The organism is Acinetobacter sp. YH12098, from assembly GCF_013419235.1.
GTDB classification, from domain to species: Bacteria; Pseudomonadota; Gammaproteobacteria; order Pseudomonadales; family Moraxellaceae; genus Acinetobacter; species Acinetobacter amyesii.
Map to the genome: position 1 here is coordinate 1 of NZ_VPAO01000015.1, position 16848 is coordinate 16848.

At 40.4% G+C, this 16848-nt stretch carries 13 protein-coding genes and 1 other RNA gene; 4 read left to right on the forward strand and 10 right to left on the reverse strand.

The features are described 5' to 3' along the window. Nucleotides 1-110: 110 nt before the first annotated feature. From FTU38_RS06300 to ssrA, 4 genes are all read right to left on the reverse strand, one after another. A complete protein-coding gene (locus tag FTU38_RS06300) occupies nt 111-698 on the reverse strand; it encodes an inovirus-type Gp2 protein (RefSeq protein ID WP_180110793.1) in 588 nt (195 codons plus the stop codon). Nucleotides 699-1357: 659 nt separating this feature from the next. Further along, nucleotides 1358-3799 carry a hypothetical protein gene (locus tag FTU38_RS06305; RefSeq protein ID WP_180108948.1) on the reverse strand — a complete coding sequence of 814 codons (2442 nt, stop codon included), beginning with the start codon at nt 3797-3799 and terminating at the stop codon, nt 1358-1360. Between the two features lie 387 nt (nt 3800-4186). Further along, complete coding sequence (locus FTU38_RS06310) at nt 4187-5323, reverse strand: tyrosine-type recombinase/integrase (protein WP_180010037.1); 1137 nt, start codon at nt 5321-5323, stop codon at nt 4187-4189. A gap of 184 nt (nt 5324-5507) precedes the next feature. Continuing rightward, nucleotides 5508-5867, reverse strand: a transfer-messenger RNA (tmRNA) gene (gene ssrA, locus FTU38_RS06315). Nucleotides 5868-5995: 128 nt separating this feature from the next. Between ssrA and glpK the strand changes: the two genes are divergently transcribed. Then, the gene (gene glpK / locus FTU38_RS06320; RefSeq protein ID WP_180010036.1) at nt 5996-7480 is read left to right on the forward strand and encodes a glycerol kinase GlpK; all 1485 of its coding nucleotides are present in this window, start codon (nt 5996-5998) and stop codon (nt 7478-7480) included. Nucleotides 7481-7547: 67 nt separating this feature from the next. Here the strand turns inward: glpK and FTU38_RS06325 are convergent, their stop codons facing one another. The 3 genes from FTU38_RS06325 to FTU38_RS06335 form a co-directional block, all read right to left on the reverse strand. Continuing rightward, entirely contained in the window at nt 7548-9074 is a 1527-nt protein-coding gene (locus FTU38_RS06325) for a DHA2 family efflux MFS transporter permease subunit (protein WP_180110794.1), read from the reverse strand. A 6-nt stretch (nt 9075-9080) separates the two neighbouring features. Beyond that, nucleotides 9081-10232 carry an efflux RND transporter periplasmic adaptor subunit gene (locus tag FTU38_RS06330; protein ID WP_180110795.1) on the reverse strand — a complete coding sequence of 384 codons (1152 nt, stop codon included), beginning with the start codon at nt 10230-10232 and terminating at the stop codon, nt 9081-9083. Between the two features lie 262 nt (nt 10233-10494). Next, a complete protein-coding gene (locus FTU38_RS06335; protein ID WP_180110796.1) occupies nt 10495-10992 on the reverse strand; it encodes a thioesterase family protein in 498 nt (165 codons plus the stop codon). 107 nt (nt 10993-11099) lie between these two features. On the opposite strand from FTU38_RS06335, the gene hemB reads away from it, so the two are divergent. Continuing rightward, nucleotides 11100-12113 (forward strand): porphobilinogen synthase, encoded by a 1014-nt coding sequence (hemB, locus tag FTU38_RS06340; RefSeq protein WP_180110797.1) that lies wholly within the window; start codon nt 11100-11102, stop codon nt 12111-12113. A gap of 135 nt (nt 12114-12248) precedes the next feature. Continuing rightward, nucleotides 12249-13373: a glycine oxidase ThiO gene (gene thiO, locus FTU38_RS06345; RefSeq protein WP_180110798.1), complete on the forward strand. Its 1125-nt coding sequence runs from the start codon at nt 12249-12251 to the stop codon at nt 13371-13373. 21 nt (nt 13374-13394) lie between these two features. Here thiO and FTU38_RS06350 read toward each other — a convergent pair whose 3' ends face one another. The 3 genes from FTU38_RS06350 to FTU38_RS06360 all read right to left on the reverse strand — a co-directional run bounded on the left by FTU38_RS06350 (nt 13395) and on the right by FTU38_RS06360 (nt 16186). Next, the gene (locus tag FTU38_RS06350) at nt 13395-14330 is read right to left on the reverse strand and encodes a TIGR01777 family oxidoreductase (protein ID WP_180024017.1); all 936 of its coding nucleotides are present in this window, start codon (nt 14328-14330) and stop codon (nt 13395-13397) included. Between the two features lie 66 nt (nt 14331-14396). Further along, nucleotides 14397-14846: an ABZJ_00895 family protein gene (locus FTU38_RS06355; protein ID WP_078193094.1), complete on the reverse strand. Its 450-nt coding sequence runs from the start codon at nt 14844-14846 to the stop codon at nt 14397-14399. 395 nt (nt 14847-15241) lie between these two features. Then, nucleotides 15242-16186, reverse strand: a complete 945-nt coding sequence (locus tag FTU38_RS06360; protein ID WP_180110799.1) for a GGDEF domain-containing protein — start codon at nt 16184-16186, stop codon at nt 15242-15244. 169 nt (nt 16187-16355) lie between these two features. Here FTU38_RS06360 and FTU38_RS06365 point away from each other — a divergent pair, with 169 nt between their 5' ends. Beyond that, complete coding sequence (locus FTU38_RS06365; protein ID WP_180004259.1) at nt 16356-16733, forward strand: VOC family protein; 378 nt, start codon at nt 16356-16358, stop codon at nt 16731-16733. Nucleotides 16734-16848: the final 115 nt, after the last annotated feature.

Sequence of the window (16848 nt, forward strand, 5' to 3'; positions counted from 1 at the left end):
ATCGTTTGAAGGATAAAAAAAGAATTGGGATTCAGCCCCAGGTTGAAACTTAATACGAGATCAAAGGGGTCAATTTTACTTTGCCATTTGAAAGGTAAAAGGGGTCAATTTTAGAATGCCGTTGACATACGCAAAGAACCGTTATATATCAGCAACAGATGACAATGATACCCTCTGCTTTTGCCACCCTGCTCTAGACGATAGACATACCCGACCTGATCCTTAAAAATAGTATCCTTATCCTGAATGCGGCTGACCAACTTCTTAATATCACGATTGAACTGACTTATACTCGATTGAGCCAAAGCTCTGTATGACAGATCAACTCGTACCAATAGCAGCTTACGATGACGCTGCAACAGCTCATTAAAATAATTTTTTAAACTTCCTTGGTTATCTCGAATCTGATCAATGAATCCATCCAAGAAGCTTTCCTGCTTTTCAGCCAACTCCCGCTGAAAGCATTGAAATACGCTCTTACTTTCAAAGATCTCCTGATCCTCACAAGAAATATTTTCAGGGAGCAGATTGAAATAGGCTTGTACTAAAGGGCTGTATTTACAGTCTGGATTGTGAACAGCTATTGCTTTTCTTTTAAGTGCATCAAAGTCCGACTGGAAATCATTCCAATGGTATTTTCTTCTAGATGCCATAAGCATGAAGTTTTCAATATCAAGTAAGGTTTGTGCTTCGTTCACGAATGTATTTCCTATGTTTGGTGAAAGACATAGGAATCACTGCTCAGTATTTTTTACACATGAACGTAAGCATTGAACTCAATAAAAAAACCTTCATCATTTGGAGTGATGAAGGTTGATTAATAAGATTAAGTATTTAATAAATATAAAATATATATCCTAGCAATTTTAAAAAGGCCCGAGGCAACATCAGAGTTCATGCCTTAAAATTTCTGCTTCTATAGCAAACATTGAAATCCCAACAATTCTTCCTATTTTTATGGAAAGGGATGAAGCGGAAGTTAGGTTCTAATGAAAAGCAATCCTATATAATCCATTATTTGAATTTAGATACTCGTATTGGTTTCATCTGCCGCTTACGTTCTACCTTTACTACTCTCCTTGATCGTTCACTTATATCCGATTTCGCAATAGGTTTTCTTTCATCTTCCTCTCTGGATGTTTTAATAGGCTCACGTACTGATTCAACAACATCACTTAAAATACTCTCATCTACTTTAGAAATATTTTCGCTAAATTCTTCACTATTTTGTTTTAAAGGACCAGAGATAACTCTTTGAATCTCGTTGAAGTCACCTATTGCAGAGCTAGAGTTTACATATCCCTCAGCAACTCTCTTGGAGCTGTCATTATTTTCTACAACCGACGATGCCTGTTTATTAGCCCTTACTCGAGTCTCTCGTCCTTTTTTGTGAAGACTTAACTTCGCTTTTACTTTTTGTTTTTCGCCCCAGAATCAAACTGTCTTTTCTCGGCATAAGTGACAAATCTAGTTCAGCAATTAAAATATGTGGAGCATAGGCATAAAATTTAGCAATGGTCTCAATCATGTATTGCTTGTTTCTTTTTTGATTTGGGTAAATTTCCAAATACTCATCATTCAGTTCACCCGTTAGTTGTATTACTTTCACAGACTTTGCCACAAGGCATACATCACTGAAATCATCAAAAGGATTTACCAGATCATCATTCTTTTTCTGTTTTGAGATGTAGGTCTGAATTTGCTCAGTTTTTTTGACTACATAGTTACTCCAATACTCTGAAATGTCATTTATCAAATCAGCTGAATTCACTTTTAGATTCGTGTCATTTTTGAAAAATAACGTGGCATCAATATAATGTTCATTGCGATATGGCACATAAAGACCAACATGGCCAAGAAGCTTTACTCCTTGAGTATGGCGACGCTTCAAATTATCAACATAATCCCGAAACATTGAATCAAAAACTTTCGCCTTATCCTCGCTTCCTTGTACAAAACCTCCCTCAAATATGAACCTTAATACAATGACATCTTCTTTAAAAACAAGCTCAAGATAATTTTGGATTGATTCTTCTCGCTTTTTAGCCTTTTTAAACTCTACATTTTCTTTTTTTATTAAGTCTTTAAGTACAGATTTCTGATAATTTTTTAGCTCATTTTCCACAGTGGGAAGCGCATCAATTCTTATCACTTCTGGAAAACTTCCATTCATCTCCTTCAAAAAATGATGTACCCGATAGCCAATATTTTTAAATTCAAAACTTTGACTTAAGCTAAACCCCCTCAATAAGTGATTTGCCTTCAAAAAACAGTTCATCATAGTAATAAGGATAAACTGCTGAAAGACTACATTTAGTTTCGAAAACGCTGGTCTAGCATAAAAAGCCTTTCTCTGTTTATCTGAATAGAACAACTCTATTCGTCTTTGATACATTATGCGCGTTAACAACTTCTCAACTCGGATAAAATCATCCAAAAGACTCGTGTAAGCTTTAGGAACCGTTGCTTGTTGATGATATAAAAATTCAATCAAATTAAGTTGATTTATAGCATTAGGTTCTAAGTCATTAATATTGAAATATTTATCAAAATTGGAAACAATTTTTTCATCTATCAAATCATCTAGAAACACCCTAGCCGTATTAAGTTGATCTAATAAGGATTTACGAGTCTTAGGGGGCTTAGGTTGTATGTATATTTTTTCTTGAAAACATCTGAAATCATTAAAAAATACAGAGTATAAATCTACTTGCTCTTTCAGTAGCTCATCACTATCTACATTTAAAAAAAAACTACTGGATAAAAAGTATTTCAGAAACTTATCTCGAAAATTAATTTTCTGTTTTTGGTCAACCAAGTCTCCAACGAAGTGATCTGATGGATAAGTTTTATTGATCATTTTCTCACAATTAGTCACTCTTATTTTTTCAATGCTTCGAGTACCAATATAGCTATGAATCCTTTTAGAATAGTGCTCCACCAACCTCTCTTGAGATTCATAATTTTTAAGTTTGTAAATGACTAAGAATGTTATAGCTACAAAATCGAGACTCAAGACATGTGCATGATTAACAACCAACAATACACCATCATCTTGTGCAAACTCACTATCCATATATCGGCCAAAATCACCTAGAAATTTAGCTGAAAAAATAGATTGATAGTTATGAATCCCATCCTCTAATTGAATGGGCAAACGAACATCAAATACACAAATTCCAAATTTTACTTTCTGTTTTAACAATTGATCGTAACTAGTAAGTAAATTCTCATAAATTCTATTTTGCTCTGCAATTTTTCTATGAAGCCAATCGGACTTTTTAAACTCGTCATTTTCTGTAGTTGAGGCTGACTCTAGAAAAGCACTGTAGCGATCTAAAAAATCAAAAAAAGTTCCAGCATCAAATTTTTCTACGCTCCACATCTTTGAGTCAAAGAAATCTAAATCTTGCAACCCTGCTGGACTTTGTAAAAATTTTTTATAGTTATAAATTCGTGAATCCCAATAATAATGCTTAGCAAAATTTTGAAAGGCATTTGCCATGTCATCAGAAGTATTTAACGCTAGCACTTTATAAAAATTAATAATCTTGATCTTCAGGTCATCATTACCCTGCGCATCTTCATAATCTTTTCGCGTATACGCCGAACGGTCTTCGATTCGTCTAAGAACATGATGTATCTGCTCTAACGCGACAACGGTTTCATTATAAATAGGTTGCTCAGTATATTTTTCACCACCTAAAATTTTTGGTCTCTTATTGGGGAATTTTGCTTTTAGATACGAAAAACACCCATCATAAAATGCATCGGTGTCATCAAGCCATTGCAACTTCATTTTCATCCCCTCAATATTGTCTAGATAATTTTTATTTAAAATTTATTGTTTTATATCTTCTTACTATCTAAAAGGCAATAAAATAAGGTATTTTAGATTTTTAGATACATTTCTATCCCTTAAAAACTTACTTCTTATATAGTTAATATTTTAGTCTTAAATTCTATTTTTTTAACTATTATTTCTTAAAAATTGGATTAGTGCTCGAGTTTAATTCTGTGATGAAAATCTATAAAAATACCCTTTCTACAAGCACTAGCCATATTCAGAAATTAAGTCTAGATATCATTCCCTCAATCAGAAGATAGAAATTTGGCAAAAAAAAGACGTGCTAAGCACGTCTTTTAAGTTTTATTTCCTCACTAAATTATTTTTCAAATCCCATAATTATTTCAACCACTCCTTTACCTTCTCCCCATACCATTCCATGATCTTTACACGCTCATCCCAGTACTGTGCTCGGTTATAAGCAGCACGAATACGGTTCTGTGGTACATGTGCAAGCTGACGTTCAATGGCATCAGAATTAAACAAATTTGACTCATTTAGCACAGTACTAAACAAAGATCTAAACCCATGTGTTGTCATTCTACCTACATAACCAGAACGCTTGATTACGGCCAAAATTGATTCACTGCGCATAGATTCTTTGTTATTTAATCTATGTGGGAATAATAAGTCTTGGTTGTGTGTCAAACGTAGCGCCTGAAGCTCATCAATCATCATATCTGTTAAAGGTACACGATGGGGTAAACCGTTCTTCATACGCTCAGCTGGGATATCCCACTTACGATCCTCTACATCAAACTCATCCCAACGAGCTTGCAGTAACTCACTTACTCGAACACCTGTAAGCATGATCAAAATAATTGCATGATGCGTTTGAGCATCAGCAGGATAGGCTTTAATCCGTCTAAGAAATTCAGGCATTTCACTTTCAGGTAATGACGCTAAATTCTTCACTTTTTTATTCTTAAGCGCATAAACCAAATCACTAGCTGGATTGTCATATCGATAACCGTGGGCTATGGCATATTTCATCACCATACCGCATCGAGATAGCGTACGTTTAGCTACTTCAGTCGAACCTCTAGCTTCAATTTTTTTAATAACCTGCAAAATCTCAGGTGCCTGAATTTGGTTGATTCGTTTATTTGCGAGAGCAATGTAAAGCTCATCTAAAGATGCGCGCACATTACTGATATGCTTTGCTGACCAAGTTTCTCTTTGATTCTCAAACCAATCTTCTGCCACCTCTTTAAAAAATGGCTTGATGTCTTCGTATAAGACTGATTTGGAATGCTTGTATTTCAGCTCAAGGGCAAGCTCTCTTGCTTTCTTTAAACTCATGTCTGGATATAGACCAAGTGATTCTGACTTACGCTCACCATGAACGGTATAGCGTACATTCCAGTATTTTTGCCCTGCAGGTGTCACCAATAATGACAAACCATTTTCATCTGAAAGACGATAACGCTTATCTTGGGGCTGTGCTTTTCTGCATTCAGTATCCGTGAGTTTCATCTGTATATACCCTTTATCTAGACTAAAAATAATTGGGTAAATTTTCCCAATTATTACCCGCAGAAGGCAAAAATTGGGTCACACAGCTTAGGACAGGATCGGACAATACAGCCAATAAAAAAGCCCTTAAACATTGAATTTAAGGGCTTTTTTACATTCAGTCGAACATCTCTGAATTGAATTTTGGTGGAGATGGCGGGAGTTGAACCCGCGTCCGCCAGCACTACGCTCGAGAATACTACATGCTTAGATATCGTCTATTGATTTAGCTCTTTGTGACCCGACGAACAGGGTACAAATCGCGATCCTTTAAGATTTAGTATAAGACCCCAAGGCTTGATCTTATACGGACTTGTGTGCGTTCGCTTCAGTCGGGACCCCTAACCACAAGTATTCAGGGATGCGGACAAGCTGCCCTTAGGCAGCTAGAGCGTAAGTTTCGTCGTTTGCGACTAAAATATGCAAATTTGATTTACGAGAGAAAATGCGCTCTCGACATGCATCTATGAGTTTCATCACCAGCGTCGAAGCCAGAAACATCCCCAAAGTAGCGTCATCATAGCATAACTGCAAAAAATTGCGATGCAATTTCGAAACAATTACACATTGATCTGCGCTTAATTACATAATTGCGTTAATATTTTATTTTTCAAGACCACAAAAGAAAAATATATGAGCTATTTATTGGCACTCGATCAAGGAACGACTTCAAGTCGTGCGATCATTTTTAACGAACATGGACAAGTTCAAGCTACAGCTCAACGGGAAACCCACATTCAAACCCCACATTCGGGTTGGGTGGAGCAAGATGCTCAGGAAATTTGGAGTACCCAAATTGCCGTCGTACAGCAAGCGCTCGCTTCTGCCCGTATCCTCGCCAAAGACATTAAAGCCATTGGCCTGACCAATCAGCGTGAAACCACTGTGGTTTGGGATAAACGCACAGGTCAACCGCTCGCTCCTGCAATTGTCTGGCAAGACCGCCGTGCAACCGAGTGGTGTGGGCAACTAACTCAACAAAACCTCAATGACCTCATTCACAAAAAGACCGGTTTACGTATCGACCCCTATTTTAGTGCTGGGAAATTGGTCTGGTTATTAGAACACACCCAAGGTCTACGTGAACTCGCAGAGCAAGGTCATGTGGCTTTCGGCACGATTGACAGTTGGTTGGTGTGGAACCTGACACAAGGTGCAGAGCATGTGATTGAAGCAAGCAATGCCTCACGAACCATGCTAATGAACTTGCAGCAACAAGCTTGGGATGAAGAACTCTTAGAATTATTTGATATTCCCCTTTCGGTCCTTCCTAAAATCATCAGTTCAGATGAATATATTGCAGATACCGCTACAGGTTTACTTGGCGCAAACATTCCCATTACCGGCATTTTAGGTGATCAGCAATCTGCGCTATTTGGACAGTCATGCTTTGAAGCAGGAACAGCAAAAAACACCTATGGTACAGGCTGTTTCATGCTCTTTAATACCGGCACCGAAGTTCAATATAGCCATAATAAATTACTCTCAACACTTGCATGGCAAGCTCAAGGTCAAACCCATTATGCACTTGAAGGTAGTGTGTTTATGGCTGGCGCAATCGTGCAATGGCTAAGAGACGGTTTAGGGATTATTCAAAAAAGCAGTGATGTTGAAAAACTCGCGTGCCAAGTGGAGCATACCGATGGCGTGGTTTTGGTTCCAGCCTTTACTGGACTAGGTGCTCCGCATTGGGACAGTGATGCCCGCGCCCTCCTATGTGGAATGTCACGTGGTACAAATAAATCCCACATTGCTCGAGCCGCCCTAGAGGCCATTGCCTTTCAAGTGTCGGATGTATTGACCGCCATGCAGTCAGATCTGTCTAGTCCACTTAAAGAACTCCGAGTCGATGGCGGTGCCAGTAGCAATGATATGCTGATGCAATTTCAGGCCGATATTTTAAATGTGCCTGTACTGCGTCCTAAACTTTTAGAATCAACAGCATGGGGCGCTGCCGCAATGGCTGGACTCAAAGCGGGTGTGTTTTCAAATCTTGATGAAATTGCCGCATCATGGCAATTAGAACGTGCTTTTGAACCAAAAATGAATGCTGATCAACGTGAATTTCATTTGGCTCAGTGGCAGTCTGCACTCAAACGGGCGCGCTCGGACCTTTAATTTTTTCCAATCAACGCCGTACGCAAAAAAACCGCTCGAATGAGCGGTTTTTTATACTTGATGATATTTAGTGTGCATGACCACCACCCACACCTGCTTTAGGTCGTGGACAGAGCCAAATGATCAGTGCAGCGAATATAAAGACACCTGCCAAGACTAAGAACACATGATTGGCTGAAAGCGTTAAGGCTTCTTTATCCACCAAACTGGAGATGTAACCCAAAGCAGCTTCTGAACTCATTCCATGATTCACCAAGGTATTTTGTGCCTCAGTAACATGTAAATTACTGACCATTTCACTGCGTGCGACTTTGGTGTGATCATCCCAAATGGTTACTGCAATCGACGCTCCAATTGCCCCTGCCATGGTTCTTAAGAAGTTCATCAATCCTGCTGCAGATGCCATGTCTTGTGGCAGTACCGATGCCAAGGCCATATTGGACAAAGGAATAAAGAAAAATGGAACGGCAAAACCTTGTAATATTTGCGGTAAAGCCAAAGCCATAAAGTCTGCATCCGTGGTCCAAAAGGCGCGCATAAGAGTTACACCGCCCAAGATACTTAAACCAAAACTCGCTAAAGCACGTTGATCGTATTTGGTTGCAAGCTTTGCAACTATTGGCGACATGGTCAAACTACCGACGCCCATCGTTGCAGTGAGATAACCTGCCCACGTTGCGGTATAGCCCAAGTTGATTTGTAACCACTGCGGAATCAGGACAATACTGCCAAAGAAGGCACCAAAACCAAAGGCCAAAGCCAAGACCGAAATGGTAAAACTTCGGTACTTAAACAGCAGTATATTCACCACAGGATGCCGCTCAGTCAGCTCCCAAATCGTGAAAATAATCAACCCGACAAATGCCGTCAGTGCCAGCACCACGATAAATGGATGATTAAACCAATCTCGCTCATGACCCAAGTCCAACATCAATTGCAAGGCACCGATCCACAACACCAACAGCAGTAAGCCACCGCGGTCTATTTTCAATTTCTGCGTTGGAGTTTCAGCCGTTTTCAGTAAGCGCATCGCTGCGATAGCACAACCGATCCCGACAGGAATATTGATAAAGAAAATCCAATGCCAAGATAAATTATCACTGATCGTACCACCCAAAATTGGACCTAAAATGGGACCAACGACGGTAGTCATTGCCCACATCCCCATGGCTTGGGATTGCTTTTCAGGAGGGAAAATGCGCATTAACAACGTTTGGCTCAGTGGCATAATCGGGCCACCAAACAAACCTTGCCCAATTCGGCAAAACACCAACATTTCCAAACTGGTCGATAAACCACACAGTATTGAAAATACCGTAAAGCCAAACAAGCTGATCACAAAAACTCGTACAGAACCAAAGCGCCCAGCGAGCCAACCAGTTAATGGCACACAAATCGCTTCTGCCACGGCATAGGAAGTAATGACCCATGTCCCTTGGGATGCCGATACTGCAAGGCTACCGGTAATATGCGGCACAGATACATTGGCAATGGTCATGTCGAGCACAACCATAAAGTTCGCCAATGCCAAGACCAAGGCAGCGATAATCAGACGACCACCTTTCAGGTCAGTCATTTGCATTTGCTGATTCATAGGCAATTACTTCGATTTCAAGTCAATCGTCGCTTCCATAGACAGCCCCACACGTAGTGGGTGTTCTGCCAACTCTTTTGGATCCAAACGAATCCTCACAGGTAAACGCTGAACCACTTTAATCCAGTTTCCTGTGGCATTTTGTGCTGGAATCAAGGCAAATGCTGAACCTGTGCCACCAGAAAAACCAGTGACTATGCCATTAAATTTAACTTTGTCACCATACAGATCAGATGTCAGTTCAACTTTTTGACCCGCTTGCACCCCTGCCAATTGGCTTTCTTTAAAGTTGGCATCGACATATAACTGAGAGACAGGCACCACCATCATTAATGACGTTCCCGGTGCAATGCGTTGCCCAACTTGAATATTGCGACGTGTCACTACACCATCAAAGGGTGCTTTAATTTGTGTACGTTCTAAGTCCAACTGAGCTTGTTGTAGACGTGCTTGTGTAATTAAAACATCTGGGGTTGAATTTTCATTGCTGTCTTGAATTAATGCATCATTTGCAGCTTTATTACTTTGTGCCGCTTTTTGACTAGATTTGGCTTGAGCGAGTCCTGCTTGTGCCACATCAAAACTGGCTTTAGCGGTATTCACAGCACTCTGCGCTGTGCTTAATTCTTCTTTAGAAATCGCACCTGAAGCAGCCAATTGTTGACGACGTTGTAATTCATCTTGTGCTTTATTCAGATCGGCTTGTGCCTTGGCGACTTGTGCGCTTGCACTATGAATTGCATCATCACTGACAAAGATTTGTGAGTTTAAAGAACTACTATTCGCCGCAGTTTGTTTGTATTGGCGTTTTGCTTTAAGTAATTCTGCCTGTGCCTGAGCTAAGGCAATTTCAGCATCGCGAGCATCAATGCGAACAAGCACATCGCCTTTTTTCACTTGCTGCGTATCACTCACCAAAACCTCTGCCACTTGCCCCGTGACCATCGAGGTAATCGACGCTGTTTCTGCACCGACATAGGCATTATCGGTACTGACGGAATGATTTAGAAATATTGACCAAATCAAATACATCACCAAAGCAATCACGATCAATACAGCCACTATACCAAGGCCTTTTTTTCTGCGTGCTTTTAATTCCTGATCGGTGGGCTGCTCTGTAGATGGGGTTTCTGGCAGGTTACTAACGGTATCTGTCATAGATTTGTCCTAAATCTAGCAGACTTGGTCATGGCATCATGAGCTTTGCAAAGCATGTCAACTTTGCTGTCAGATAATGGTGTCGTGAGAAAGTCTATCTTCTTCAATTTTCCGGCATTTTAAAGCTAAAAAATCATATTCTGAGAATAGAAAATGTAACTCGTCAGTCTTTTTTTCGTCGGCAACAGGATAAAATCATGCCCTGCTGCCAATACTGGACTTTATTTTTTCATCATTTTGAATGTGTTAACTTAAAAATGGCTTAATAGGCATACGATGCAATCGCTGTTGCAATCGCTTTACCTTCATCATTGACCATGGTCATACGCATAGTGCAACCCTTACGGCCTAAACGTAAGGTTTCAGCTCGTGCAAGGAAATACTGTCCACGTCCTGGCGCCAAATAATCCACACGCATATCGACGGTCGCTAAGCGAGATACCTTTTTACTCGTTTCTACTAGATCTTCAGCTGTGGCCTTTTTATACAATTCTGCCATCGCAGAGATACCACCGATACTGTCGAGTAGGGTTGCCGCGACACCACCATGTAAAATTTGGAATGCGACATTTCCAATTAGATTACTGGCCATGTCGACACGTGCTTCGATCTGACCATCAATCACCGTCATTTTCATGGCATTGTGTACAAAAAATGGGGAGCTGTTAAATGCTTGAGCAATGTTATTTAATAAAGTATCGATTTCAATCTTCGAGTTTAGGTCAATATTACCGGTCCAACTCTTATTTACATCTGTCATAGCCTACTCGAATCGCTGTCATTGAATAAAAAAATAATACGGGGTGCGCCAAACCCTCATTATGCGTCTACAATAGTCAAAGTTTAATACTGATCAATGAGATTGTTATGACCTATACGTTCAATCGTCCAGCTTTTCCTGCCACCCGCATGCGTCGCATTCGTAAAAATGACCAGCTTCGTGCCATGGTGCGTGAAACTCAACTGACGACTGATCATCTCATTTATCCAGTATTTGTGTTGCCAGGCCAGAAACAAACTCAAGACATTCCAAGCATGCCAAACGTACAACGTTTATCTGCTGACTTGTTACTAAAAAAGGCAGAACGTTTACTCGAATTGGGTGTTTCAAAATTAGCATTATTCCCTGTTACCCCACAGGAAGATAAAAGCTTAACGGCTGAAGCAGCTTGGCGTGAAGATGGCTTAGTCCAAAGCACCATCCGATTATTAAAAAAAGAACTGCCTGAAATGGTCTTAATCAGTGATGGTGCGCTCGACCCATATACCACACATGGTCAGGATGGCATTATCGATGACACAGGCTATGTGTTAAATGATGAAACTGTTGAATGCTTAATTAAACAAGCACTCAGCCATGCAGAAGCAGGTGTAGATGTGGTTGCACCAAGTGACATGATGGATGGTCGTATCGGCGCAATCCGCCAAGCGCTTGAAGCCAATGGCCATATCTATACCAATATCATGGCCTATTCTGCAAAATATGCGTCTAGCTTTTACGGTCCATTCCGTGATGCGGTAGGTTCTTCAAGCAACCTCAAAGGTGGCAATAAATACAATTACCAAATGGACATCGGTAACCGTGCAGAAGCTCTACATGAAATCGCACTCGATATTCAAGAAGGCGCCGACATGGTGATTGTAAAACCAGGTATGCCGTATTTAGACATCGTCCGTGAAGTTAAAGATAACTTCGGTGTTCCAACCTTTGTCTATCAAGTAAGTGGTGAATACGCCATGTTGGCAGGCGCAATTCAAAACGGTTGGTTGTCTGATAGCGTGATTATCGAGTCGCTTATGAGCTGCCGCCGTGCAGGTGCAGATGGGATCTGGACTTACTTTGCTGAAGATGCAGCACTCATGTTGAAAGACATGAAATAACCTGCAAAGCCTTCCTGAAATGGTGACGTTCAGGAAGGCTTTTTATATCTGTAAAAGTCAAAAACAGTCATGGAAGAAAAACTTCGGCATAGCTGAAGTTTAGATCAAACTTATACATTCATCGGTTAAAAGAACATGAATATTGCCATTATTGGGGCGGGTGTAAGTGGTTTACTCACCGCATTGGAATTGGTTGAACGTGGTTGTACGGTGACGATTTTCGACCAACAACGCACAGGTTCCGCTGCATCATGGGCCGGTGGTGGCATCCTCTCCCCGATGTATCCGTGGCGATATCCCAATGAAGTCAATGCGCTCGCACGTTATGGCAAGCAGAGCTACCAAAAATGGAATGAAAAATTAAAACCTATGACTGGGATTGATTTTGAAATTCATGAAACTGGCATGTTGATTTTTGATGAAGATGATTTTGAAATTGGCTTAGATTATGCCCGTTTGCACCAAGACCCAATGCAACACGCTGATTATTTACAATCCGATCAAATTGAGCAGATTAATCCTCACATTTCAGCACGCTTTGCACATGGCATTTATTTTTCGCAATTAGCCAACATCCGTAATCCACGACTTTTGCAGTCATTAACGGCTTATTTACAGCAGCATCCTAAAGTTCAGATTTATGAACATTGCCCGATCCGCCAATTAAACCGTTCGGACAATCGTATCCAGTCCATCACCACCGCAGATGGTACGCAACATACAGCAGATCAATTCGTTATTGCCACGGGCGCTTGGTCAGCCGCATGGAGTGAACAACTAGACATTGAGATACCCGTACAACCCGTGCAGGGACAAATGCTTCTCTTTAAAACTCCGCAGAACTGGTTGCCGACCATGTGCATGAATAAAGTTATGTACTTAATTCCACGCCAAGACGGTCATGTGGTTTGCGGCTCAAGTATGCGCCAATGTGGCTTTGATACTCAGACCACAGATGCAACCTTGCGGCATATTCAAGAATCCTGCTTTGACATGGTACCAGAGCTTGCCAACTTTCCGATTGTGAAGTCTTGGGCTGGCCTGCGTCCATCTTCCCCTGAAGGGATTCCGTATATTGGGCAGATGCCAAATTTCGACAATCTTTGGGCAAATTTTGGGCATTTTAGAAATGGTTTATGCATGGGACCAGCTTCAGCTCAGCTATTGGCTGAACTGATGACTGGGGAAACGCCTTCATTCAATGCAGACCACTATAGTCCGAGTCGCCTGTTTCAAGATGCATTGTTAAGCGTCGAATAATGGTCAATCCGTCAAATTCAACTAAGCCAATAAATCCTGCAAGGCTTCTTTTAACGTCGGAAATTTAAACTCAAAGCCTTGCTGTAATAATGCGGCTGGCTGAACCAATTGACCATTTAAAATTAATTGCGATTGCTCACCCAATAAAATTTTAAAGATAGTTGCAGGCACATTGAGCCACGGCTTTTTGGCTAATTGACGTGCTGCAATCTGCGCAAACTGAGCCTGCGTCGTTTTTTCCGGCGCAACCAAATTGAAAATATGCGGATCGATTGGCGTGGGTTCAAGCAATGCATGTTTTTTCTCTGCTTGTTTCATTAAAAACAGCATACTTCGGATCACATCTTGTATATGTATCCACACAAAAGGCTGCCGACCGGAACCTATTTTGTTGACCAAATTGAGCTGAATCGGTCGCAGCATTTGCGGTAAGATTCCGCCACCTTCAGCCAAGACCACACCTAGTCGTGTGATAATGGTATTTTGTTCAGGAAATTGGCGTGTGACTTGCTCCCAACTTTGGCATAGCTCTGACATAAAAATGGCTTGTGGTGCAGTATTTTCATCGCACACTTTTGTCCATTGTTCTTCAATATCAATACCATAATAGCCAACAGCCGAACCTGAAATAATGCATTTCGGAAAAATTTTACGTTTACGTAAATATTGATACAGCGCTTCTGTGGTTTTGACCCGACTTTCTAATAATTGCTGTTTACGCGTCTCTGTCCAGCGACCTTTGCCGATACTTTCACCTGCAAGATTAATCACATAATCAATTCTGTCATGAGGAATTTGATCGAGCTGCTGTACCCAAGTTAAATGTGGTGATTTAGAAATACGCCCAGCCTTACGACTGAGCCCAATCACTTTATAATCCGCAGCTAAAAGTGCCTTGATGAGATGTGTGCCAATAAAACCGCTGCCACCCGTCATCAGTACTGTGGGCTGATGCATAATTTGTTCTTATCTATATGAAATAATACTATTATCTATAGAACAAGATCACCAGATGATCAAGCATTATGCACCAAACTTTTGAGCAGCCATCCGCTGTGCTTGCGGACCATAAAACCAATAGGTGATTAAATACAAAGGGATAGCCATCAGTAACAACATGATCACCATTAAACTCATAAACTGAGGATGTTGAACATAGAGCATTAAATTTTGCCAAATTTCAGGATCTTTTCTTGAAAAAATTGCGATACCCAAAAGTACAAAAGCTAAATTATATAACCAAAAAATCAGGCTAAAACCTAAGGTAAATTTTTTACGCTCTGCCTGTGTCGGTGCTCTCTGATTTTTATTTAAAAACCGAAATAACACCACGATCATTGCAATCAGGTAGGGTACGACCGTTAAAATACCACCTACACCCTGTGGCAATAATGCAGCGATCACACCGCAAATACAGGTCATGATTAAACAAATGAAAAAAAACAATAAAAAATAACGTGTTAAAGACACCATGACCCTAACCCAAGAAGAAGTTGACACCTAGTATAAAAAAAAATGCATTTTTTTTCATTTTCATGTCAACCAATCTGTAATCAGCTACGTTATATAGGGTACAAGGTCTGTAGCAACCGATGATTTGGACGGCATCCACTATGTTTCGGTGACCTTTTTAAAAGCAATAAGTTTCATTTTGAATTTAAGTATGAACAGCAGCCATCACTTAAATTTAAAATCGATTTTTGACCGACGATTTCATCATCACTCGAATCGTCGGTCTTTTATTTTGTGCCTTATGTATTCAGCATTTAATTTTTATATTCTACACTCAAAAAAAATCAGCCGATAAAAATATCGACTGATTAAAAACTTGCTGCGACTTTAAAATAAGTCAAAAAAGCAAATCCATGTTATGCAGCACAGTAGCGATTACGCCCCTGTCTTTTGGCTACATAGAGGTTTTTATCAACTTGATCCAGAAATTGCATTGGATTATCCAGATCTGAAGGAATAATGGTTTTTACCCCCATGCTGAGTGTGACGAGTTCCGACACTGCTGAGGCTTTATGCGGTAATCGTGCAGCACGCACGGCATCCATAATTCTATCAGCCATCACTGCTGCTGCGGCTTCATTGGTCTCTGGTAAAATCCAAGCAAATTCCTCGCCACCAAAACGCGCAACTAAATCACGAGGTCTTGTACAACAAGATTCCAAACTTTTAGCAATTTGACGCAGACATGTATCCCCAATCACATGACCATTCAAGTCATTGTATTGTTTAAAATAATCTAAATCGATCAGAATTAAACTCAGCGGCTTTTGCGTGCGTATCGCGTTCAACCATTCCCGTTGATAAAAATCATCAAACAAACGTCGATTGGCAATACCGGTTAAGCCATCTTTATATGAATATTCTTCGAGCTGACGTTGCAATTTTTGTAACTGTTCTTCTTGTTTTTTACGTTCGGAAATATCAAACATAAATCCTACGAGGCAATCTACATCACCATTTGGTTTACGCACGACATGCACAACATCACGTATCCAAAGATATGAACCATCCTCTTTAAGTGCGCGATAATCTGCCTCATGATCTATACCAGCCATCGACTGCGAAACACAATAATTCAGCACAAAATCACGGTCTTCCTCATGCATACGTGATGCCCAGTCCTGAACGGTGCGCCAAGTATTTTGCTTCCAACCGAGCAACTTTTCAATTTGCGGTCCAATATAGCTGAATGTTTTACTGTCCCAATCAATACACCAAGGAATGGCTAATGTAGACTCTAATAAAGTCTTATACACCATACTATTTGCAAGTTTTTCTTCATCAAAAGGATTATTTGGCATGTTGCATCTCCTGCTACCCCAAATGCAGGTAATACACCTGCTGTACAACAATTGATCTATATACAGGATTAGAACAACATTTTATATTCCTAGTTCTTGGTATTTTTTAGCCTAATTTCAAATCTCTGCTATTTGAAATGTGCAATCCATCAAACAAAGAGTAATAATAATGAACCAGCTCTGCTATTTTGAAATTCAAAGCTCCGATCCAAAGCGTGAAGTTGCCTTTTATTCTGCGGTTTTCGGTTGGTCATTTATCCCAGTTGAAGGGCTACCGATTCAATACTTCCGTATTGAAACTCAAGGCATTCATGGTGGCCTCTTAGAGCGCCCTGCTCAGACTCCACCAACGCACTGCGGCACCAATGCATTTACCTGTAGTTTTGAAGTTGAAGATTTCGACCATATCGCTGAGAAAATTTTGGCGCAGGGTGGTCAAATTGCCATGGAAAAATTTGCGATTCCTGGTCAATGTTGGCAAGGCTATTTCTTAGACCCAGACCACAATACCTTTGGCCTCGTACAAGTCGATTCAAATGCACAGTAACAGCTTAGATTGATGACCTTGTAACTGTCGAGAACGACTTAGTTTGACGTATGAATGATTAATCACCCTCGAAAATGTGAACATCTGTGATACTTTAGACCCCAATCAATTTTTT

Coding starts and splice junctions, on each gene's coding strand:
- FTU38_RS06305 (WP_180108948.1), bottom strand. CDS start 3,799: ATGAAGTTGCAATGGCTTGATGACACCGATGCATTTTATGATGGGTGT.
- FTU38_RS06310 (WP_180010037.1), bottom strand. CDS start 5,323: ATGAAACTCACGGATACTGAATGCAGAAAAGCACAGCCCCAAGATAAG.
- glpK (WP_180010036.1), top strand. CDS start 5,996: ATGAGCTATTTATTGGCACTCGATCAAGGAACGACTTCAAGTCGTGCG.
- FTU38_RS06325 (WP_180110794.1), bottom strand. CDS start 9,074: ATGAATCAGCAAATGCAAATGACTGACCTGAAAGGTGGTCGTCTGATT.
- FTU38_RS06330 (WP_180110795.1), bottom strand. CDS start 10,232: ATGACAGATACCGTTAGTAACCTGCCAGAAACCCCATCTACAGAGCAG.
- FTU38_RS06335 (WP_180110796.1), bottom strand. CDS start 10,992: ATGACAGATGTAAATAAGAGTTGGACCGGTAATATTGACCTAAACTCG.
- hemB (WP_180110797.1), top strand. CDS start 11,100: ATGACCTATACGTTCAATCGTCCAGCTTTTCCTGCCACCCGCATGCGT.
- thiO (WP_180110798.1), top strand. CDS start 12,249: ATGAATATTGCCATTATTGGGGCGGGTGTAAGTGGTTTACTCACCGCA.
- FTU38_RS06350 (WP_180024017.1), bottom strand. CDS start 14,330: ATGCATCAGCCCACAGTACTGATGACGGGTGGCAGCGGTTTTATTGGC.
- FTU38_RS06355 (WP_078193094.1), bottom strand. CDS start 14,846: ATGGTGTCTTTAACACGTTATTTTTTATTGTTTTTTTTCATTTGTTTA.
- FTU38_RS06360 (WP_180110799.1), bottom strand. CDS start 16,186: ATGCCAAATAATCCTTTTGATGAAGAAAAACTTGCAAATAGTATGGTG.
- FTU38_RS06365 (WP_180004259.1), top strand. CDS start 16,356: ATGAACCAGCTCTGCTATTTTGAAATTCAAAGCTCCGATCCAAAGCGT.